The organism is Streptomyces sp. NPDC005402 (genome assembly GCF_040606575.1).
Lineage (GTDB): Bacteria > Actinomycetota > Actinomycetes > Streptomycetales > Streptomycetaceae > Streptomyces.
This window is the reverse complement of record NZ_JBEXFB010000008.1, coordinates 252528-272713: the sequence shown is the minus strand read 5'-3', so window position 1 is coordinate 272713 and position 20186 is coordinate 252528. Positions and strand designations below refer to the sequence as shown.

Annotated in this window: 17 protein-coding genes; 10 read left to right on the top strand and 7 right to left on the bottom strand. The window is 70.1% G+C overall.

Translation table 11 applies throughout. From position 1 onward, the window contains the following. The first annotated feature begins 77 nt into the window (after positions 1 to 77). Complete coding sequence (locus ABZT02_RS18325) at positions 78 to 737, top strand: GntR family transcriptional regulator (protein ID WP_356018920.1); 660 nt, start codon at positions 78 to 80, stop codon at positions 735 to 737. Positions 738 to 1071: 334 nt separating this feature from the next. On the opposite strand, the gene ABZT02_RS18320 is transcribed toward ABZT02_RS18325, so the two are convergent. The 3 genes from ABZT02_RS18320 to ABZT02_RS18310 form a co-directional block, all read right to left on the bottom strand. Next, the gene (locus ABZT02_RS18320; RefSeq protein WP_356018919.1) at positions 1072 to 2559 is read right to left on the bottom strand and encodes a family 43 glycosylhydrolase; all 1488 of its coding nucleotides are present in this window, start codon (positions 2557 to 2559) and stop codon (positions 1072 to 1074) included. After that, on the bottom strand, positions 2556 to 5846 hold the full coding sequence (locus tag ABZT02_RS18315) for a discoidin domain-containing protein (RefSeq protein WP_356018918.1): 3291 nt from the start codon (positions 5844 to 5846) through the stop codon (positions 2556 to 2558). The genes ABZT02_RS18320 and ABZT02_RS18315 overlap by 4 nt, the downstream gene beginning before the upstream one ends. A gap of 108 nt (positions 5847 to 5954) precedes the next feature. Next, entirely contained in the window at positions 5955 to 6983 is a 1029-nt protein-coding gene (locus ABZT02_RS18310; protein WP_356018916.1) for a LacI family DNA-binding transcriptional regulator, read from the bottom strand. A 172-nt stretch (positions 6984 to 7155) separates the two neighbouring features. Here ABZT02_RS18310 and ABZT02_RS18305 point away from each other — a divergent pair, with 172 nt between their 5' ends. The 5 genes from ABZT02_RS18305 to ABZT02_RS18285 are packed head-to-tail and all read left to right on the top strand — an operon-like array spanning position 7156 to position 14318. Continuing rightward, on the top strand, positions 7156 to 8469 hold the full coding sequence (locus ABZT02_RS18305; protein WP_356018915.1) for a sugar ABC transporter substrate-binding protein: 1314 nt from the start codon (positions 7156 to 7158) through the stop codon (positions 8467 to 8469). Positions 8470 to 8500: 31 nt separating this feature from the next. Beyond that, positions 8501 to 9457: a sugar ABC transporter permease gene (locus tag ABZT02_RS18300; RefSeq protein WP_356018914.1), complete on the top strand. Its 957-nt coding sequence runs from the start codon at positions 8501 to 8503 to the stop codon at positions 9455 to 9457. Between the two features lie 14 nt (positions 9458 to 9471). After that, positions 9472 to 10293, top strand: coding sequence for a carbohydrate ABC transporter permease (locus tag ABZT02_RS18295; protein WP_356018913.1), 822 nt, complete (start codon positions 9472 to 9474; stop codon positions 10291 to 10293). Positions 10294 to 10297: 4 nt separating this feature from the next. Then, a complete protein-coding gene (locus ABZT02_RS18290) occupies positions 10298 to 12187 on the top strand; it encodes a beta-L-arabinofuranosidase domain-containing protein (RefSeq protein ID WP_356018912.1) in 1890 nt (629 codons plus the stop codon). A 13-nt stretch (positions 12188 to 12200) separates the two neighbouring features. Further along, positions 12201 to 14318, top strand: coding sequence for a beta-L-arabinofuranosidase domain-containing protein (locus ABZT02_RS18285; protein WP_356019020.1), 2118 nt, complete (start codon positions 12201 to 12203; stop codon positions 14316 to 14318). Here ABZT02_RS18285 and ABZT02_RS18280 read toward each other — a convergent pair. Beyond that, positions 14308 to 15303 carry a glycoside hydrolase family 43 protein gene (locus ABZT02_RS18280; protein WP_356019019.1) on the bottom strand — a complete coding sequence of 332 codons (996 nt, stop codon included), beginning with the start codon at positions 15301 to 15303 and terminating at the stop codon, positions 14308 to 14310. The genes ABZT02_RS18285 and ABZT02_RS18280 overlap by 11 nt on opposite strands. Before the next feature lie 111 nt (positions 15304 to 15414). Between ABZT02_RS18280 and ABZT02_RS18275 the strand changes: the two genes are divergently transcribed. Next, positions 15415 to 15600, top strand: a complete 186-nt coding sequence (locus ABZT02_RS18275; RefSeq protein ID WP_356018911.1) for a hypothetical protein — start codon at positions 15415 to 15417, stop codon at positions 15598 to 15600. Between the two features lie 58 nt (positions 15601 to 15658). Here ABZT02_RS18275 and ABZT02_RS18270 read toward each other — a convergent pair whose 3' ends face one another. After that, a complete protein-coding gene (locus ABZT02_RS18270) occupies positions 15659 to 16318 on the bottom strand; it encodes a TetR/AcrR family transcriptional regulator (protein ID WP_356018910.1) in 660 nt (219 codons plus the stop codon). A 93-nt stretch (positions 16319 to 16411) separates the two neighbouring features. Here ABZT02_RS18270 and ABZT02_RS18265 point away from each other — a divergent pair, with 93 nt between their 5' ends. The 3 genes from ABZT02_RS18265 to ABZT02_RS18255 all read left to right on the top strand — a co-directional run bounded on the left by ABZT02_RS18265 (position 16412) and on the right by ABZT02_RS18255 (position 18453). After that, a complete protein-coding gene (locus tag ABZT02_RS18265) occupies positions 16412 to 17089 on the top strand; it encodes a class II aldolase/adducin family protein (RefSeq protein ID WP_356018909.1) in 678 nt (225 codons plus the stop codon). Continuing rightward, positions 17086 to 18015, top strand: a complete 930-nt coding sequence (locus ABZT02_RS18260) for a carbohydrate kinase family protein (protein ID WP_356018907.1) — start codon at positions 17086 to 17088, stop codon at positions 18013 to 18015. The genes ABZT02_RS18265 and ABZT02_RS18260 overlap by 4 nt, the downstream gene beginning before the upstream one ends. Before the next feature lie 108 nt (positions 18016 to 18123). Next, a complete protein-coding gene (locus ABZT02_RS18255) occupies positions 18124 to 18453 on the top strand; it encodes a DUF2218 domain-containing protein (RefSeq protein WP_356018906.1) in 330 nt (109 codons plus the stop codon). Between the two features lie 9 nt (positions 18454 to 18462). Here the strand turns inward: ABZT02_RS18255 and ABZT02_RS18250 are convergent, their stop codons facing one another. Together ABZT02_RS18250 and ABZT02_RS18245 are read right to left on the bottom strand one after the other, a co-directional pair. Continuing rightward, positions 18463 to 18990, bottom strand: a complete 528-nt coding sequence (locus ABZT02_RS18250; protein WP_280863728.1) for an NUDIX hydrolase family protein — start codon at positions 18988 to 18990, stop codon at positions 18463 to 18465. A gap of 11 nt (positions 18991 to 19001) precedes the next feature. Further along, on the bottom strand, positions 19002 to 20186 hold the full coding sequence (locus tag ABZT02_RS18245; RefSeq protein ID WP_356018905.1) for an amidohydrolase family protein: 1185 nt from the start codon (positions 20184 to 20186) through the stop codon (positions 19002 to 19004).

Below are 20186 nucleotides of genomic sequence, written 5' to 3'. Positions count from 1 at the left end.
GCCGGCTAATGAGCAACTGATATATCAGCCTGTGCGGTAAGGTATGGGAGCTCGCCGCACAGGTCAAGGGGGCATCCATGCAGCAGGTCGCGACCGAGATCGAGGAGCTGTCGCTCGCCGAGCGCGCGTACCGCGCCATCCGGGACCGGCTCGTTATGCTGGAGATCCGCCCGGGCGCGCCGATCAACGAGGAGCAGCTCGGGCAGTCCCTCGGCGTCGGACGCACCCCCGTACGCGAGGCACTCAAGCGGCTCCAGTACGAGCGACTGATCACGACCTATCCCCGCCGCGGCACCTTCGCCACCGAGGTCAACATCACCGACCTCGCCCACATCTCCGAGGTCCGCCAGGAACTGGAACCCCTGGCCGCGGCACAGGCCGCCCGGCGCGCCACGGCCACCGACCGCGCGAACCTGACGGCCCTGCTGAGGGAACTCGACACCGCCGGGGCTCCCGGGCGGAACTCCACCGAGCTCATGCACCTGGACCTCCAGGTCCACCGCGCCATCTACACGGCCACGCACAACCCGTACCTGGAGGACACCCTCGTCCGCCACGACAACCTCGCCACCCGCATCTGGTGTCTGTTCGTGGACCGGCTCTCCGACATGGCCGGCCATGTCGAGGAGCACGGACCGCTGATCGAGGCGATCGTGGCCGGTGACCCCGACACGGCGGCACGGCTCGCCCGCAGCCACGTCGAAGGCTTCGAACAGGCCATCCGCGAGGCCATCTGAGGCCGGCGGGGCACCTCGCCGACAGCGGTGACCCGCGCGGCTGGGTCGACGCGGGCATCACCCCCATCGACCGGGTCGCCGCCCGCGTACGCGGGCGGCCCCGAACCGGCCGTATGGGAGTGGTACTGGCCGGCCCGGCTGTCGGTCGACCTCGACGTCACCGACGCCTACGCCGACACCGAAACGGCCCGTTCACCGGGCCTGCGGCTGAGGCACGCCGCAGGCCTGGAGGTCCCGCTGTACACCTTCCAGACGAGCTACGCCACTGGACCCGCTGTTCGCCGCCCCGCGGCACAACACCGTCACCCGCACCCTCGCACCGTTCCTCTCCGGACTACTCCCCTGAGGGCGCGGTCAGCGGGACTCCCGATGCCACCGGGGTGCCGAAGTTCGGAGTGCCGTCGGCGTTCCAGGTGAACTTCTGCGCCCTGGTGGTGCGGTTCATGTCGCAGCCGCCGCTCGCTGAAGTGTTGGCGTGGTAGACCATCCAGTCCTCGGTGCCGTCGGGCGACTTGAAGAAGCCGTTGTGGCCGGGGCCGTACACCCCGTTGGCGTTGGACCGCTGGAAGACCGGGTTCGGCGACTTGACCCAGGAGGAGGAGCTGAGCGGATCACCGCCGTTGTAGGTGAGCATGCCCAGCTTGTAGTCGGGCGTGGAGCAGTGGCTCGCCGAGTAGACGATGAACGTCTTCCCGCCCCGCTGGAGCACCTCCGCGCCTTCGTTGACCGCGCCGCCCACGGTCTCCCAGCTGTAGGTGGGCGTGGACAGCACACGCCGGGTGCCGCTCGCGGTCCACGGGTTGGAGAGCGGCCGGATGAACATGGGCTGCGATCCGTTGTAGAAGGTGCCCAGCAGATAGAGCTGACCGTTGAGTTGGAGGATGCTCGGGTCGAGTTCCCAGGTGTTGTCCTGGGTCGGGTCGAGCAGGTCGGCCTTGAAGCTGTAGGGGCCCATCGGGTCGAGCCCGGCGCTCTCCAGCACATGGATCCGCTGGGTGCCGAGGTCGTACGGCTCCCGCCCGGCCGTGTAGTAGAAGTACCACCGTTTGCCGTTGGGCCCGTCGAGCAGGTGGAACTCCGGCGCCCACATGGTGCCCGCCCCGTTGGGCCGGCTCAGGTTGAAGATCACCTGGTCGGAGGCGGTGGCGAGCCCGGCGAGGGTGCTCGCCTTGCGCAGGGTGACCGTCGAGTTCCAGGTCGTGGTGGCGAGGTAGTAGTAACCGTCGTAGTACGTCAGCCAGGGGTCGGGCCCGTGCTGGGAGAGCGGGTTGGTGAAGGTGCCCGCGCTCGTGCCGCCGCCGGTGAATGCGGGCAGCCGCCACACCCTGCCGCTGCTTGTGGCGCACGGCAGTTGGACCAGGTTGGTGTTCGACGCCGAGGAACCACCGCTCGGCGCGACACACTTGCCGGAGCTGACGGACACCAGCTGGAAGGTCCTGTCGGTACCCGGGACCGTGACCGGCACCAGCCGCCACTGCTGGTTCGTCCCACCGTGGCACGGCCACTGGATGATCGCCGCGTTGTCCGCCGTGGAGGCGCCGTAGACGTCCAGGCACTGACCGGACTGGGTGGTGATCGTGTAGGTGTTGTCGCCCGTACCCGCGACGGGCGTGTAGGAGAGGTTCTGGCTGGGGCTCGACGAGCAGGTGAACGCCCGGAGCTGAGCACCCGCCGTCGTCGAACTCCCGGGCAGATCAGCGCAGTTGCCGCCGCTCTGGTTCACCGCCGTCGAGGTGAAGGAGACGGCGGCGGACGCGGGCGGTGCGACGAGGAAGGCCGCTGCCAGAACCAGCAGGGCCAGCAGAACTCTGCATCTGGTCACGGGCCGTACACCTTTGCTTCGAGGAGGCCGACGGAGTTGCTGCCGTTGCTCGTGAGCAGCACCCGCAACCTGGTGGTGTCGATGGCGGTGAAGGTGACGCTGTTGTACTGGTTCTTCGCCAGGGGATAGCCGCTCGCGCCCGGGACGTCGACGTAGGCGCTGCCGTTCCAGTACTGGAGCTTCCAGGAGGCGGGCATGTCGATGCCCTGGTCGTCGTCGAAGAAGTACACGTCGGCCTTGTTCAGGGTCTTCGCCGACGGCCAGGTCAGTTCGGCCCACTGCTGGCCCGTCTGCGGCCAGGTGCCCCAGCGCGGGTTGACGGTGTCGTTGGACGAGGGCGGATCGATGTCGTCGTTGACCGCCGCGACGCTCTCCCAGGAGGAGGTGTACGAGGCCGAAGCCGTCGCCGACGCCGCCTGGTTGGTCGGTGGCTGGGCCCCGCCCCGGTTGAACACCTTGACCTCGGTCAGGCCCGTCCTGGCGCCGGAGGCGTTGGTGGCCAGCACCCGGATGCGCTGGGCGCTGATCGCCGGGAACCGCACCAGGTTGTAGTTGGCGCGCGGAGCTGCCGGACTCTTCGTCTGGCTCGGTGCGTCCACCCATGAACTGCCGTTGTAGTACTGGACGGTGTACGCCGACGGAGCGCGATAAGTGCTCGAAGCCGGGCGGCTGTCCTTGAAGTACAGACGCACCTCGTTGAGCGTGCGGGCGTTACCGAAGTTGAGCTCGTACCAGTCCTGCGCGGCGGATCCGCCGGCACCCCAGAACGGTTCGTTGGTGGGGTAGCCGTCGACCGCCCCCGCGGTGCTGCTGCCGGAACCGGTGGAGGAGGCGGACACCGTCGCCCCGGCGGCGAGGTCGGTCAGGTCGGCGGTGAGGTCGACGCCGGCCTTGGCGAGCATGTCGGTCATGCGGGGGCTGTCCTGCACGACCTGGTTCGGCGCCTTGAGCCCGGGGACGGCCGTGTGGTGGGTGACGGTGCCGCTCGTGGTGACGTCACCGGTGGCCGGATCCCAGGTGAAGGGCACCAGTGAGCCGACCGTGGCGACCCGGCTGCCGTTCACGTAGATCGAGTAGCCCTCCGGGATGCCCGGGTAGCGGACCACACCGTCGGCCGGGTCGTCCCAGACGATCGACAGGTCGGCGCCCCGGTAGCGCAGGTTGTTGACCGTGAAGTGGTCCCAGCCGATGTTGATGGGCGAGAGCTCCACCTTGGCGTCGCTGCGCGGCCGGAGCCCCGCCACGTCCTCGATGACGGTCCAGTTGCTGCTCCCGAGGATGTTGTGGTGGATCCAGGAGCGGTAGTCGATGCCGCTTCCGTTCCAGTCGGCCCAGAACTCGTTGGCGTCGGGCCACTGGGTGTTGCCGCCGACGTACTGCGCCCAGGTGTTCCAGTAGAGGAGCTTCTTGTAGTCCGTCGCATTCATCCAGGAGTTGGGGTAGTTGCGCAACACCGAGGAGTACAGCCGGAACTGGACCGTGGAGTTGATGGTCGAGAAGTTGTTGGAGCCCGGGTTCCCGGCCTCCGCGGCCGCCTTCTTGTCGACCTGGTTGGCCGTGTAGAACGGGAAGACCGGGTACTGCGCCGGGTCGTCGAACAGGCGCAACGCCTGCTTGTACGTTGCCGTGTTGGGGACGGCCCCGACCGAGAACGGGTAGTAGTTGTTGATCTCCTTCCAGGGGACCCACTCGTTCGTCGACTTCAACCGGTGCTCGAAGAGTTGGCGGTTGGGGTTCCAGAGCACGTTGACGATGGCGTCCTTGATCTGGCCCGCGAGGGTGCGCATCTCCGTGGCCTTGGCCGTGTTGCCGGTCGCCTCGTAGGCCTGCGCGGCGGCGAGGGCGCCGCTGTACTGGTAGGCGGACTCGGTGCGGTCCATGTTGCCGGGCTTCCAGTGGAAGGAGACCGCGTCGGCGTCGTTGCCGGTCAGAGCGCCCCAGTCGTACTCGATCAGCTTGTTGTTGTCGTGGTCGTAGTAGGCGAGCTGGCCCTTCACGTCGCCCTCGGCGTAGTGGGCGAGCTGGGCGGCGATGGCGGGCTGGCCGCCGTGGATCTGGTAGCTCTTCCAGGCCGCCTCGGCGATGTACTGGGTGTAGCTGTTGGACCAGTTCTCCGGATCACCCGGGTTGTCTAGGAACCGACCGCCCTTGGACACCTGGCCCACGCTGAGCCAGTCCCCGTATGAATAGGCCGGGTTGCGCAGGTACTTGAGGTCGTCGATGTGCATCGGCTGGGTCAGTGCGATCGCGTTGTTGTAGCCGAGGACGCCCTCGGTGGAGGTCGGGAACTGGAAGGTCTGCCCGGGGATGTCGGCGTCGAGGTTGTTGAAGCGCATCAGCCACCAGCGGTAGTAGATGTTCTTCTTGATCGCCGGTTCGGGTACGTCGATGTAGGGCACGTTCTGGGCCCACCACAGGTTGTAGGCCCGGACGTGGGTCGCGAAGGCGGTCGCGTTGGAGTAGCCCGCGTAGGCGTTGTACTCGCTGAGCGACTCGGGGATCTCATCGGTGACGAAGCCCATCACCAGCTTGGCGGTCACCGTGGCACCGGCCGCGACGGTGACCGACCGATTGAGCCCGCCGCTGGAGACCGAGAATCCGTCGCCGGTGAGCCGGGGCCGGATGGTGGTGAGGTTGTTGTAGGCGTTGACCTGGCCCGTCAGCTCGCTGCCGGTGCCCGAGGTGGCGTACGGCGAAGTCGCCCGCAGTTGCAGGGTCGTCGAGCTGCTGCCGTTGTTCTTGATCGACAGGTTCGTCACGGCGACGTTGTTGTCGGTGATGAACTTGGTCTGCTCGACCGAGACCGAGCCGTTGGTGTGCACGCTCTTCCAGTTGCTGGGCGCCTGGCGGCGCTGGGAGACCTGTTCGGTGAAGGTGCCCGGGGTGATCGCGACCGTGTAGGCGCTGTTGTCGCTGATGCTCTCCCAGTAGGCGACCTTGCCGGCGAACCCGAGCTTGGTCGGGTCGTGCTCCTTCATGAAGAGCGCACGTCCACGGCTCATCAGCCAGGGACCGGACGGATCGTCGCCGGTACGGGCCAGCAGCCGGTCCATCCAGAAGTCGGTGCCGGAGCTCTCCGCGTCGTAGATGGTCCGCATCATGTCGCCGGTGGTCTGGGCGACGGGCGGGGCCGGGATCGCGCCCCCGCCGAAGGTCGGGAAGCCGATGGTCTGGGCGGCGCGGGCGGGGCCCGCGAGGGAGACGGAACAGAGCAGGAGTCCCAGGACCACGAGGAGGCGCTGGGGGACGGTCCCTGCTCGTCGTCGCGCGGGAGTTCGTCTTCGCATCGGCTGCTCCCCTTTGCTGAAACGACCTAAAAGGTTTTCGCAACGTAGGAGCGAGCTGATGGAGTGTCAAGAGAGCTCGGTGATGACGGAGTTCGTGAACCGTTCGGTTCAGGACAGATGAGCCGTGGACCCCCGGATCACGACCCGGCAGGGCAGCGTCTCGACGCCGGCGCGCGGAATCCCGTCGATGGCACCGAACAGCGCCTGTGCGGCCGCCCGCCCCACCTGCTCCAGGTTCATGTCGACACTCGTCAGCGGTGGCCGGGAGGCCGAGGTCAGGACCTGCCAGTTGTCGAAGCCCATGACCGCCACGTCCTCCGGCACCCGGTGCCCGCGCTCCCGCAGGATCTCGATGACGCCGCGCGCGATCTGGTCGCTGCCGCACAGCACCGCGTCCACGTCGGGATGCCGCTCCAGCAGCATCGCGGTGGCCGCCCGCCCCCAGCCCTCCGTCCACTCCGCGAACCGTGGTTCCCCGACGAAGGCCAGCCCCTCCTCGGCGAGGGCCGCCCGGGCCCCGTCCGCCCGGTCCCGCGCCGCGAGATACCCCGGGTCGCCGGTGATGTGCGCGATCCGGGTACGGCCACAGGCCAGCAGGTGCTCGACCGCGATCCGGCCCGCGTCCACGTTGTCGGGCACGATCGACAGATCTGCCGGGTCGTCCGAGGGGGCGTACGCGTACACGACGGGAACGGGCAGGTCACGGCCCAGGGACGGCCGGGGATCGGTCCGGCTGCCCACCACGATCAGGCCGTCGACGCGGCGCCCGAGCAGGGCGCGCACATGGTGCTGCTCGCGGATCGCGTCACCGCGGGCGTCGCACAGGAACACCGCGACCTCGCCCGCGCCGAAGGCGTCCTCGGCGCCCATGAGGATCGGGATGCTGAATCTGCCCTCCAGGTCGCTGGTGAGCAGTCCCACGGTCCCGGTCCGCCCGGCGAGCAGCCCGCGGGCCAGCTGGTTGGGCCGGAACGACAGCCGCTCCGCCGCCTCGATCACCCGCTGCCGGGTCTCGGCGCGCACCTGACTGCGGCCGTTGAGGGCCTTGGACGCCGTGGCCACGGACACGCCCGCGAGCCGGGCGACGTCGGTGAGGGTCGCGGTGTGCGAACGAGCGGGGCCGGGGGCGGGTGTCATGCGGGTCTCCTGTCTCGTGTCGCGCACTCCCAACCGTACGCGAGAATTTTCGGTCGCCCACCTGAACTCGTTGTCCTGCGCGGGGGATTGACGGGCGCTGAGCTCGGTTCTAGCTTGGCGAAAGCCTTTTCGGCCTGTTTCTTCCGGGTGCTCGTCACGAAGGGGGATCGTCATGGGGAACCCGACCGGACCGCGTGGACCCGTCCGCCGCCTCGTCACCGCCGCAGTCGCCCTGGTCGCCACCGTCGGCCTGGCCACGGCCTGCGGGTCGGGGGACGACGACTCCGGCGGCGGGGGAGGGGGTGCGGCGGACGCGAAGGGGGTCGACGACGGCGCCACACTGACGATGTGGACCCGCGCGGCGACCCGCCCGCAGAGCGAGGCCCTGGTCAAGGCGTACAACGCCCACCACAAGAACAAGGTCGAGCTGACCGTCGTCCCCACCGACGACTACCAGGCCAAGGTCGGCGCGGCCGCCGGTTCCAAGGACCTCCCCGACCTGTTCGCCTCCGACGTGGTGTTCGTCCCGAACTACACCTCCAGCGGCCTCTTCGCCGACCTCACCGACCGCATCGACGCCCTGCCCTTCGCCGACGACCTGGCCCAGTCGCACATCAAGGCGGGCACGTACGACGGCAGGAAGTACGTCGTCCCGCACACCCTCGACCTCTCGGTGCTCTTCTACAACAAAAACCTCTACCGCAAGGCGAAGCTCGACCCCGACAAGCCGCCCACCACGCTCGCCGAATGGGACCGACAGGCGCGCGCGGTGGACAAGTTGGGCGGCGGGGTCAACGGCACCTTCTTCGGCGGCAACTGCGGCGGCTGCGGTGTCTTCACCTGGTGGCCGTCGATCTGGGCCGCCGGCGAGGACGTACTGAACAAGGACGGCACCGAGGCCCTCCTCGCCTCCGACGCCGCCGAGAAGGTGTACGACACCTACCGCGGCTGGGTCCAGGACGACATCGTGGCCCCCGGCGCCCGCGACGAGACCGGAGTGACCTGGACCGGCGTCTTCCCGAAGGGCACGGTCGGCGTGATGCCCATGCCGTCCACGACCCTGGGCCTGATGCCCAAGGACCTCGACCTCGGTGTCGCCCCCATCCCCGGACCCGACGGCGGCAAGTCCACCTTCGTCGGCGGGGACGCCATCGGCATCGCCGCCACCAGCAAGAAGACCGACCAGGCCTGGAACTTCCTCGCCTGGTCCGTGGGCGACGAGGCACAGGTCGACGTGGTCGCCGCCCACAAGGACGTGGTCGCCCGCACCGACCTCGCGTCCAACAAGTACTCCAAGGCCGACCCGCGCCTGGTCACCATCAACCAGCTGGTGGCGGACGGCCGTACCCCCTACGCCCTGAAGTTCGGCCAGACCTTCAACGACCCCAACGGGCCCTGGCTGACCCTGATGCGCGACGCCGTCTTCGGGGACGCGGCGAAGGTCGACAAGGACAACCAGGCCGTCACCGCCTCACTGTCCGACTGACCATGCCCACGGCCTACGGCTGAGGAGAGACATGCAGGTGAAGGCACCGGAGCGGGCGGCAACCGCCGAGCCCCCGGTCCCGACGGCCGCCCCACCCCGGCGGCACACGATCCGGTGGCACTCCCGCACACTCCAGGGCCTCGGGTACGCCACCCCGACGGCCGTGTACGTCGCCGTCTTCTTCGTCCTGCCCCTCCTCCTCGTCGGCCAGATGTCGCTCCACGACTGGCCGTTGCTCGCCGGCGACCGGGGCGGCAACACTCCCGAGAACTACACGGACGTCACCGACAGCACCCTGTTCTGGCCCGCGGTCCGCTTCACCCTCCTCTACACGGGGATCGTCACGGTCGTCCTCCTCGGCCTCGCCCTCCTCCTCGCGCTGCTGGTGCAGGAGTCCCGCCCCGGCACCGGCTTCTTCCGCACGGTCTACTTCCTGCCCGGCGCCCTGGGCCTCGCCTCCGCCTCCCTGCTGTTCTGGGGCATGTACAGCCCCACCACCGGCCCCCTCAGCCGGCCCCTGGAGAAACTCGGCCTGGTCGACGGCCCGGTGTCCTTCCTCGGCACCCCGAACTCCGCCCTGCTGTCGACGGTGTTCCTCGTCGTGTGGAAGTTCGCGGGCTTCTACATGCTGATCCTGCTCGTCGGCCTCCAGCGCATCCCGCACGAGTTGTACGAGGCCGCGCGCATGGACGGCGCGAGCCGCGGCCAGATCTTCCGCTCCATCACCCTGCCGCTGCTGCGGCCCTCCCTCGCCCTGTCGCTGCTGCTGTGCGTGACCGGATCGCTGCTCGCCTTCGACCAGTTCTTCGTCCTGACCAAGGGCGGCCCGGACAACAGCACGGTCACCGTGGTGCAGTTGATCTACCGGGAAGCCTTCCAGCGGCTCGACCTCGGTACGGCGGCAGCCCTTTCGATCATCGTGCTGGGCGCGCTGCTCCTCCTCAACGCCCTCCAGTTCCGCGGTCTGCGCCACGCCGACGAATCATGAAGGGGGACCTCGCCGTGCGCACCCGAGCTCTCGGACAGACGCCGTACTACGTCGTCGCCTCAGGCCTGGCCGTCATCTTCCTCTTCCCGCTGCTCTGGAACACCTGGGCCTCGGTCAGCGCCCAGCCCGGCACCGCCCAGGAGTCCGGCTACGGCCTCGGCAACTACCGCACCCTCCTCGACTACGACGCCGGTCTGTGGCGCTACCTCCTCAACTCGACCGTTGTCTCCGCCCTCACGGTCACGCTCACCCTCGGCGTGTCCCTGCTCGGCGGCTACGCCTTCGCGCGCTTCAGCTTCCCCGGCAAGAACCTGCTGTTCCTGCTGACCCTGGCCATCCTCATGGTCCCGTACGCCACTCTCCTCATCCCGCTCTATGTCCTCCTCGGCCGGCTGCACCTGCAGAACTCCCTGATCGGGCTGAGCCTGGTCCTTGCCATGTTCCAACTCCCGTTCGCCACCTTCATGATGCGGATCTCCTTCGAGGCCGTCCCGCGCGAGCTGGAGGAGTCGGCCCTCGTCGACGGCTGCGGCACCGCGGGCGCCCTGCGCCGGGTGCTGCTCCCGGCGGTGCGGCCAGGATTGATCACCGTGGGGCTTTTCGCCTTCCTCGCGGCCTGGAACGACTTCATCGCCCCGCTGATCCTCATCTCCGACAGCGAGAAGGCGCCCCTGCCGCTGGCCGTCGCGAACCTGCGGCAACAGAGCATGGGCGCCGTCGACTACGGCGCCACCGAGGCCGGCGTGGTGGTTCTCGCCGTGCCCTGTCTCCTCGTTTTCCTGCTCCTGCAACGGCACTACGTGCGCGGGTTCATGTCGGGTGCCCTGAAGGGATGATGCGTTGAAGCCTGATTCGAAGGCGCACACAGACCTTGTCGTACCGGTCGCACCGAGCCGCGGCCGCCTCCGCCCTCTCGGCCTCGAGGAAGTCCGGATCACCGGCGGCTTCTGGGCCCGGCGCCGGGAGGTCAACGCCGGCGCCACCCTCGACCACTGCCGCGACTGGATGGAACGGGTCGGCTGGACCGGCAACTTCAGCGCTCCCGTGGAGGAGCGGCGGGGACGGGAGTTCGCCGACTCCGACGTCTACAAGCTGCTCGAAGCCATGACCTGGGCGGGCGCCGGGTCCGACCCGATCACCGAGGCGATCGCCGCCGCCCAGGAACCCGACGGCTACCTCAACACCGCCTTTGGACGTCCCGGCCGGCAGCCCCGCTACAGCGACCTCGAATGGGGCCACGAGCTGTACTGCTACGGGCACTTGATCCAGGCGGGCGTGGCCCAGATCCGCACCCGTGGCGAGGGCGAGCTGGCGAAGATCGCCCAGCGGGCCGCAGACCACGTGTGCGCCACCTTCGGGCCCGGCGGCATCGAAGGCGTCTGCGGCCACCCCGAGATCGAGACCGCCCTGGTCGAGCTGGCCCGCGCGACAGGCGAACAGCGCTACCTCGACCAGGCGGCGCTCTTCATCGACCGCCGAGGTCGAGGCACGCTCGCCGACGGCGAGTTCGGCCGCGCCTACTACCAGGACGACACACCGATCCGGCAGGCCACCGTCCTGCGCGGCCACGCCGTCCGCGCCCTCTACCTCGCCGCCGGTGCCGTCGACGTCGCCGTGGAGAGGGGCGACGACGAACTCCTCGCGGCCGTCGTTCGGCAGTGGGAGGCGACGGTCGCCCGACGCACCTACCTGACCGGCGGCATGGGCTCCCACCACCGCGACGAGTCCTTCGGCGACGACTTCGTCCTCCCACCCGACCGCGCCTACTCGGAAACCTGCGCCGGCGTCGCCTCCGTGATGCTCAGCTGGCGGCTCCTCCTCGCCACCGGCGAACCACGCTTCGCCGACCTCGCCGAACGGACCCTGTTCAACGTCGTCGCGGCCTCACCCGCCGAGGACGGCCGCTCCTTCTTCTACGCCAACACCCTGCACCGCCGCCGACGCGGCACCGTCCCCCCGCCGGACGCCGTGAGCCCACGCGCCGAATCGGGCCTGCGTGCCCCCTGGTTCGCGGTGTCCTGCTGCCCGACCAACGTGGCCCGCACCCTGGCTCTGCTGCCCGCGTATCTGGCCACCGTCGACGATCACGGCATCCAGCTCCACCAGTACGCGGACGCCGAGATCTCCACCGACGGCATCGCCCTGCGCGTCCGCACCGACTACCCGTCCGACGGGACCGTGACCGTACGGATCGCCCGCAGCCCGGACCGCCCGTGGACCCTGTCCCTGCGCGTCCCGGCGTGGACGGAGGGCGCCACCGCCCGGCTGGTCGACGCGGACGGAACCGGCCGCGCTGTCGCCCCGGGCACGGCCACGGTCACCCGCGTCTTTCGTCCCGGCGACGAGATCCGGCTCGAACTGCCCGTCACCCCGCGCTGGATCGCGCCGGACCCCCGCATCGACGCGGTACGCGGCACGGTCGCCGTCCAGCGCGGCCCCCTGGTGTACTGCGCCGAGTCGGTGGACCTGCCGGACGGACGGGACGTCGACGCCGTACGGGTGGATACCGCCGCCGAGCCGGTGGACGGGCCGGACGGCACGGTCGTAGCCCCCGGTGAACTCGCCGAGCCCCACGACGAGGCGTGGCCGTACCGGCCGCCGGACCAGGCCGGGGCGCCCGCCGCCGAGCGGGAGGGGATCGTGCTGGTCCCCTACAACTCCTGGGCGAACCGCGGCCCTTCGACGATGCGCGTATGGCTGCCGACCGCCCTGCGCCGACGGAACCGATGATCGGAGGATGAGCATGTTCCAACCCCCCACCCGTAGACGTGTGTTAGGCATGGCCGCCGCCACGGCGGCCGCGGTGCCCCTCGCGTCGCAGATGGTCACCCCGTCCCACGCCGCCGCCGCGGCGGTACCGGACTGGGCGGTACACCCCTTCCCCTTCGATCAAGTCGCCCTCGGCGAGGGTGTGTTCCGCCGCAAGCGCGACCTCATGCTCGACTACGCCCGCTCCTACCCCGCCGACCGCATCCTCGCCGTCTTCCGCGCCAACGCCGGCCTCGACACCCGGGGCGCCCGGCCGCCCGGCGGATGGGAGACCACCGACGGCAACCTGCGCGGCCACTACGGCGGCCACTTCCTGTCGCTGATCGCCCAGGCGTACGCCGGTACCCGGGAGGCAGCCCTCAAGACCAAGCTCGACCACCTGGTCACCGCGCTCGGCGAATGTCAGCAGGCCTTCGCGGAGCACGGCTCGCCGAGACCGAGTCACCCGGGCTATCTGGCGGCGTACCCGGAGACGCAGTTCATCCTGCTGGAGAGCTACACGACGTACCCCACCATCTGGGCGCCGTACTACACCTGCCACAAGATCATGCGCGGCCTGCTCGACGCGCACACGCTGGGCGGCAACCAGCAGGCGCTCATGATCGCCTCGGCGATGGGCGACTGGGTGCACAGCCGCCTGAGCCGGTTGCCGAAGGCCCAGTTGGAGCGGATGTGGTCGATCTACATCGCAGGCGAGTACGGCGGCATGAACGAGGTGCTGGCCGATCTGTACGCCCTCACCGGACGACAGGAACACCTGGCAGCAGCGCGCTGCTTCGACAACACCGCGCTCCTCGACGCCTGTTCGCAGGACCGGGACCTTCTCGACGGGCGCCACGCCAACCAGCACATTCCCCAATTCACCGGCTACCTCAGATTGTTCGACCACACGGGGGAGTCCCGCTACGCCGACGCGGCCCGCAACTTCTGGGGCATGGTCGTCGGCCCCCGCACCTACAGCCTGGGCGGTACGGGGCAGGGCGAGATGTTCCGGGCCAGGGGCGCCGTCGCGGCCACCCTGGGCGACAACAACGCCGAGACCTGCGCGACGTACAACATGCTCAAGCTGAGCAGGCAGTTGTTCTTCCACGACCCCGACCCCACATACACGGACTACTACGAGCGGGGCCTGACCAACCACATCCTCGCCTCGCGGAGGGACACCCCCAGCAACACCAGCCCGGAGGTCACCTACTTCGTGGGCATGGGCCCGGGTGTGGTGCGCGAGTACGACAACACCGGCACCTGCTGCGGCGGCACCGGCATGGAGAACCACACCAAGTACCAGGACTCGATCTACTTCCGCTCCGCCGACGGCACCGCCCTGTACGTCAACCTGTACCTCGCCTCCACCCTGCGCTGGCCGGAACGTGGGCTCGTCGTCGAGCAGACGAGTGCCTATCCGAACGACGGCGTGCGCACCCTGACCTTCCGCGAGGGCGGCGGCAGCCTGGACCTGAAACTCCGCATCCCCTCCTGGGCCACCGCAGGCGTCACGGTCACGGTCAACGGCGTACGGCAGCGGGTCACGGCCGTGCCGGGCAGCTACCTCACCCTGAACAGGGACTGGCGGACCGGAGACCGGGTCGGCCTGTCCACCCCCTACCGCCTGCGCATCGAGCGGGCGTCGGACGATCCGACGGTCCAGTCACTCTTCTACGGCCCGGTCCTGCTGGTCGCCCAGAGCCCGGCCACGTCCTTCCGCGCGTTCTCCTTCTACAAGGACCTGACACTCCGCGGGGACCTCGCCGACGCGATCCGCCCCGAGGGCCGCCCGCTGCACTTCACCACGCACGGCCTCACCCTCGCCCCCTTCCACCTCGCGGACGACACCCGCTACCACGCCTACTTCAAGCGCGCCGAACCGCTCATCGTCTTCGGCCGAGCCGACTCGGGCGTCCCGAACAGGGCCCGCGGCGACGCTCTGACCTTCCTCGACGTGCTCTGGCAGCGGGCGCCCTTCGCGTCCTCGGGAGATTTCGTGCAGGCGGTACGCGTTCTTGCCGGCACCTGGGTCTCCGAAGGGCTGTTGAGCACCGCCGAACGGGACCGGGTGATCACCGCCGCGCAGAACGCCGGACTCAGGCGTTGACCTCGTCGCCGTCCAGGTCGGTGCACTGCCGCAGCACCCGCAGCTCGTCACCCTCGATCCGCATCTCGTACAGCTTGCCGCGCGCGTTCTCGAAGGGACGGTGAAGGATCATCATCAGCCGGCCGTCGAAGGCCCGGAACAGCATCCCGTGCCCGCTGTCGTCCCGGACCAGCGGCCGGCGCTGCTCCCAAGGGCCGGTCAGGTCACCGGACTGGGAGACCGCGTAGGTCTGCACGTACCCGCCACTCAGGGTGCCGTCCGCTGCGGCCCTGTTCTTCTCGTAGGTCGACCACAGCATGAGGAGGGCGCCGTCCGGGGTGCGGTGGAGCTGTGGGCCGTCGGTGACGTAGGGCGCGAGCTGGTGCGGTACGCCCGCGGGGATCTGCTCGCCGAGCCAGAACGCGTCCGAGCCCTTGAACAGGAACACGGGTTCGCCGACCGTCCCGGACAGATCGGGAGCCAGCCGGACGGCTTCCATCGTCCCGTCGACGGTCTGCAGCCACTCGTGCGCGTACACCATCCAGGGCTGCCCGGCCGGATCGACGTAAAGCGTGCCGTCGAGGGTCATCAGATGCGCGGGCGGAGTGGGCCCGGACGGGTCGACGACGGTGAAGGGGCCCAGCAGGGAGTCGGACACGGCGGTGACCGTGCCGCGCGCGTGGGTCGGCAGCTGGAAGGGCGTACCCCAGCGCCCGGCGGGCGGCACCGGCAGCACCCGGCCCTCGTCGTGCAGGGTGGTGAACAGGTAGTACCTGCCGCCCCACGCGTGCACCTCCGGCGCCCAGCCGCCGTCCCGCGCCCAGATCCCCTCCTGCTCGGCCGTCCGGAACACCACGACGGGCCGCGACCAGTCCCGCAGATCCCGGCTGCGGTAGACCATCGTCCCGACGCCCTCGACACCCGAGACGGACGACTCGTTCGACGTGTAGAGGTAGTACGTCCGCGTATTCTCGTCGGCGACGACGAACGGGTCGTGCAACGGCATGTCGGGCAGCCGCAAGGGCTCGATGTCGGTCACGGCTGAACGATACGTGGACGTCCGATCAGCCGTCCGCGAGGACCTCGTACGCCGGCGCCACCAGGTCCGGCAAGGCGGATGCCCAGACGCCCACGGCGGCTCGCGGCGACAGCCGTGATGCACTCACCGGCCTGGGACGGACCCGCGATCGCGATGACCGTCGCCGCGCGGGTGCTCGGACCGGGGCTCGCGAAGCGGACCGTCAACTCCGCCCTCACGGCGTCCCCGCCGACAGAGCCGTCGGCCGACGCACCGCTTGCTTGAGTGACGGCAGACAGCCGCCGTCCCCCGAGCCGCGTGAGACCCCCGTTGTCCGACGGCGTCAGGACGCTCTGTACCGCGCCGCGATGTCCGTCAGATAACCCCGCAGCAGGATCTTCGCCTCCTCCAGCAGCGCGGTGTCGCCCTTCGTGTCCCGGCGGAAGGCCTCCTGGGCGAGGGCGTCGGCGGCGAGGATCGCGGCGTGGCAGACGCGGGCGAGGGTCTCGTCGTCCTCGGCCAGACGCAGGGCGAGCAGGATGCGGCGGATCCCGTCGGCCATCCGGTGCTTGTGCTCGCGGTCCGCGGCCCGGGTCCGCTCGGTCAGTCCGCTGCCGAACCACAGGGCGCGGAAGCCGTGTTCGGTGCGGTAGATCTCGGCGTACGCGTCGATGAGGACACCGACCGGGTCCTCCCAGTGCTCGGCGGCCGCGGCCTCGACGAGCGCGTCCATCGCCGCTTCCAGCTTCGCGAAGTAGCCGGCCGCGAGCGCCTCGATGATCGCCCCGCGGTCGGGCAGGTACTGGTAGAGCGAGCCGACCGACACCCGTGCCTCGGAGGCGATCCGGGTCGTGGTGAGCGACTCGACGCCCTCCTCGACCAGGATGCGCTCCGCGGCTTCGAGCACCCTGGCCAACCGGGCCCGGCTGCGGGCCTGTTGGGGAGTGCGGCGCAGGGAGGCGATCCAGGCGGCCGGGTCGGCGTCCGGGGCGGACTCAGCCACGGGACGACCTCCGCTCACTCACGCGACAACCTCACGTGACAACCTCCGAATGTGAACGTGACTTTGTTTCAGGTTTAGGTTAGCGTCGCGCGCATGACCGACTCAAGCCCGGTGCTGAGCGAGGAGCGGGCCGCCGTGGCGGACGCCTGCCGCCGTCTGGGGGCCGAGGGACTGCTCATCGGTACGGCGGGCAACGTCAGCGTACGCGTCGAGGACCGCGTGGCGATCACCGCGACCGGCGCGATCCTGGCCGAGCTCACCCCGGACCAGGTGACCGTCGTCGACCTCGACGGAGAGATCGTGACCGGCGGCCTGCTGCCGACCTCGGAACTGGATCTCCACCTCGGCGTCTACCGCCGTTACGGCACCTGCGCGGTCGTGCACACCCACGCCCCGATGGCCACCGCCCTCTCCCTCGTCCTCGACGAACTGCCCTGCATTCACTACCAGTTGCTGGCCCTCGGCGGCACCGTCCGGGTCGCGCCCTACGCCACCTTCGGCACCCCGGACCTCGCCGAGTCGGTCCTCACCGCGCTGGAGGGCCGGGGCGCCGCCCTGATGGCCAACCACGGGGCCGTCACCCACGCCCCGACCCTCGACAAGGCGGTCGAGCACGCGCTGCTCCTGGAGTGGGCCTGCGGTGTCTACCAGCGGGCGGCCGCCCTGGGGCAGCCCCGCGCCCTCGACGAACAGCAGCAGATCGCGGTGATCGAGGCCGCCCTCGCCCGCAACTACGGCACCACGCAATCCGCACAGGAGGGGAACAGATGAACGTCGTCACCATGGGCGTGCACGTCCTGGACGTCCTGGTCCGGCCGGTCGAGGAGATACCCGAGGGCCAGGGCGCGACCCTGGTCGAGGACATCCGCATGACCGCCGCCGGTACGGCCGCAGGCACCGCCCTCACCCTCGCCAAGCTGGGCGCCTCGGTGCGCACCGCCGGGGCGATCGGCACCGACCCGACGGGCGACCTGCTCACACAGCTCCTCGACAAGGCGGGGATCGACACCGGGCTGCTCGTCCGCCGTATCGACACCGCCACCTCCGCGACGGTCCTGCCCATCCGCCCCAACGGCGACCGCCCCACCCTCCACCTGCTCGGCGCCAACATCACCTACGGCCTCGACGACGTGCCCTGGGACGCGGTGGCCGAGGCGAGCCACCTGCACCTCGGCGGCCCCGAGCTGATCGGCGCCGACGTCGCCGCCCGCATCCTGGCGCACGCCAAGGAGCACGGCGTGGTCACCTCGGTGGATCTGCTGGCCCCGGGCGAGCTCGGCACCTTCGACCAGATCGAACCGCTGCTCCCGTACGTCGACTTCCTGCTCCCCAACGAGGACCAGGTCCTCGGCTTCAGCGAGGAACTGGACGTGGTGACCGGCGCGAAGAAGTTCCTGGCCGGCGGGGTGGGCCTGGTCGCGGTCACCCGCGGTGGCGACGGCGCCCTCCTGGTCACCGCCGAGGGCACGGAGACGGTCCCCGCCTTCGCGGTCGAGGTCGTCGACACCACCGGCTGCGGCGACGCCTTCTCGGCGGGCTTCCTGCGGGGAATGAGCCTGAGCCGTACGCCACGCGAGGCGGCGATCCTGGGCAGTGCCGCGGCGGCACTGGTGGCGCAGGGCCTGGGCAGCGACCACGGCGACTTCGACCTGGCGGAGGCCGACGAGTTCTCCATGACGAGCCAGACCCGCGCCTAGGGCGCACGCCTACGTTGCGGTGTGCGAGGGCTGCGGAATGGGCGTGGGGCGGCCGGTGTTGCGGCAGCATCGGGTCCGTACCGCGCCACCGCACTCCTGGGAGTTCCCATGCCCCGCTCCGAAGCCCGCGTCGCCACCGACCGACCGCACCGCTACGCCAAGCAGCTCGCCTCACATCTCGGCCGCCGCAGCCGGACCACGTGGGACGAGGAGAGCGGTGAGGGCAGCCTGCTCTTCCAGAACGGAGGCAAGGGCTCCCTCACCGCCACCGAGGGCGCGCTGCTGCTGACGCTGGAGACGGAGTCCGAGCACCTCGATCTCCTGGAGGGCGTCGTCGGCAGCCACCTGGTCCGCTTCGGCACCAAGGACGAACTCGTCGTCGAGTGGACGCGGGACGGCGGCGCGCCCGGCTCGGTCCAGCGCAAGGAGACCGACTGACCACAGGCCTCAGATCGCGCAGCCCACATGGGCCAGCGCCTGCTTGAGCAGCACGCCGTGACCGCCGGGCATCTCGCTCTCCACCGCCGGTGACAGGGCCTCCTGCGGGCTGAACCACACCAGGTCCAGGGCGTCCTGCCGGGGCCGGCAGTCGCCGGTCACCGGGACGACGTAGGCGAGGGACACCGCGTGCTGGCGCGGGTCGTGGAACGGCGTGACCCCCTGAGTGGGGAAGTACTCCGCCACCGTGAACGGCTGGAGCGAGGACGGGATCCTGGGCAGCGCCACAGGTCCCAGGTCCTTTTCCAGGTGGCGCAACAGGGCGTCCCGGACCCGCTCGTGGTGCAGAACGCGGCCGGAGACCAGAGTCCGGCTGACCGTTCCGTCGGGTCCTATGCGCAGCAGCAGGCCGACGCTGGTGACTTCGCCGTTGTCGTCGACGCGCACGGGCACGGCCTCGACGTACAGGATGGGCATCCGGGCGCGCGCCTGCTCGAGATCGTCGGCGCTCAGCCAGCCGGGCGTGGTATCGGTCAAGTCAGACATTGCTAGATCATACTTTCCGGGGACGGCGGGCGCTCAGTCGCGCTCGCCTGGTGGGACGGGGCCGGGGCGGGAAGTCCGTAGAGACGGCGGGCGTTGTCCGCGCTCGTCCAGGCCGCGATGCGCAAGGCGTCCGGCAGGCTCAGTTCGTCGGCGTCCACCCGCTCCTGGAGCAGCGCGGCCAGGCCCTGCCGGAAGGACAGCGCGCCGAGCAGATGGAATTCGGCCACTCCGTACGCGTCGGAGCTGTACAGCAGCTTGCGGAACGGCGTGATCTCCAGCGCCTCCGCCAGGATCGCCCGGGACCGCGCGGGGCCGACGTGGTGCAGGGTCAGGCCCACGTCCAGGTAGACCTGCTCGAACACCGCGGCCAGATAGGCGGCCTGCCGCTGGTACGGCCAGCAGTGCAGCAGCAGGACCGGGATGCTGCCCGCGGTCAGGTGCAGCCAGTCCGTGAGGTGGGTGGGATCCACGCGGTGCATCCGGATGTCGCTGTCGCCGAACCCGGTGTGCAGCTGGAGCGGCAGCCCCAGGTCCACGGCGGTCCACAGCAGATGCCGTACGAGAACGGGATCGGTCAGTCGGCCACCGCGGGCGAGCCAGCCGGCGGCGGCACGGGTGACCTCCGCGTCCGAGGGGCGCGCCGGGTCCAGGTCGAAGCCGGTGCGGTAGGCGGCGACCGATTTCACCGCCACCACACCCGGCCGCCTCACGGCCTCCAGGGCGGCCGCCCGGAACACGTCGGCGTACGCGTGCGCCGCAACGCCCCGGGCCGCCACCGCCTCCGCGACGCTCTCCAGCCGTACGACCTCATAGGCCGTCCCGCCCGCGATCTGGGCGAGCTCCCCGGGCGAGGTGATGCGGTCCGGCGCGTACCCGGTGTCCACGCAGAACACGTCCGTGCCGGCGGCCCTCAGGAAGCGGCGGTTGACCTCGTGCGGGCCGAGCTCGGCACGACGGGCCAGGTAGGCCTCGGGCGGCGCGTGGCGGGGGAGATCCAGCAGGGGCGCGCAGTGCCGGCGGACCGCCACACCGACGGGGCTGTCGAACGGGGAGATCCCGGGCCAGGCGCTGCCCTCGGTGAGCAGCGACTCGAAGCCCGTCCGGTCGAGTTCCTCGGTGACGACCCCGTGGCAGTGGTGGTCCACCAGCCGGGCGGCGGCGAGTGCCTCATGGACGCGTCCGCTCAT

Bases quoted from the DNA above. Each gene is read 5' to 3' on its own strand.
- ABZT02_RS18280 (WP_356019019.1), bottom strand. From the start codon at position 15,303: ATGCCGTTGCACGACCCGTTCGTCGTCGCCGACGAGAATACGCGGACG.
- ABZT02_RS18315 (WP_356018918.1), bottom strand. From the start codon at position 5,846: ATGCGAAGACGAACTCCCGCGCGACGACGAGCAGGGACCGTCCCCCAG.
- ABZT02_RS18310 (WP_356018916.1), bottom strand. From the start codon at position 6,983: ATGACACCCGCCCCCGGCCCCGCTCGTTCGCACACCGCGACCCTCACC.
- ABZT02_RS18245 (WP_356018905.1), bottom strand. From the start codon at position 20,186: ATGAGCGGACGCGTCCATGAGGCACTCGCCGCCGCCCGGCTGGTGGAC.
- ABZT02_RS18325 (WP_356018920.1), top strand. From the start codon at position 78: ATGCAGCAGGTCGCGACCGAGATCGAGGAGCTGTCGCTCGCCGAGCGC.
- ABZT02_RS18255 (WP_356018906.1), top strand. From the start codon at position 18,124: ATGCCCCGCTCCGAAGCCCGCGTCGCCACCGACCGACCGCACCGCTAC.
- ABZT02_RS18305 (WP_356018915.1), top strand. From the start codon at position 7,156: ATGGGGAACCCGACCGGACCGCGTGGACCCGTCCGCCGCCTCGTCACC.
- ABZT02_RS18275 (WP_356018911.1), top strand. From the start codon at position 15,415: ATGCCCAGACGCCCACGGCGGCTCGCGGCGACAGCCGTGATGCACTCA.
- ABZT02_RS18300 (WP_356018914.1), top strand. From the start codon at position 8,501: ATGCAGGTGAAGGCACCGGAGCGGGCGGCAACCGCCGAGCCCCCGGTC.
- ABZT02_RS18260 (WP_356018907.1), top strand. From the start codon at position 17,086: ATGAACGTCGTCACCATGGGCGTGCACGTCCTGGACGTCCTGGTCCGG.
- ABZT02_RS18265 (WP_356018909.1), top strand. From the start codon at position 16,412: ATGACCGACTCAAGCCCGGTGCTGAGCGAGGAGCGGGCCGCCGTGGCG.
- ABZT02_RS18285 (WP_356019020.1), top strand. From the start codon at position 12,201: ATGTTCCAACCCCCCACCCGTAGACGTGTGTTAGGCATGGCCGCCGCC.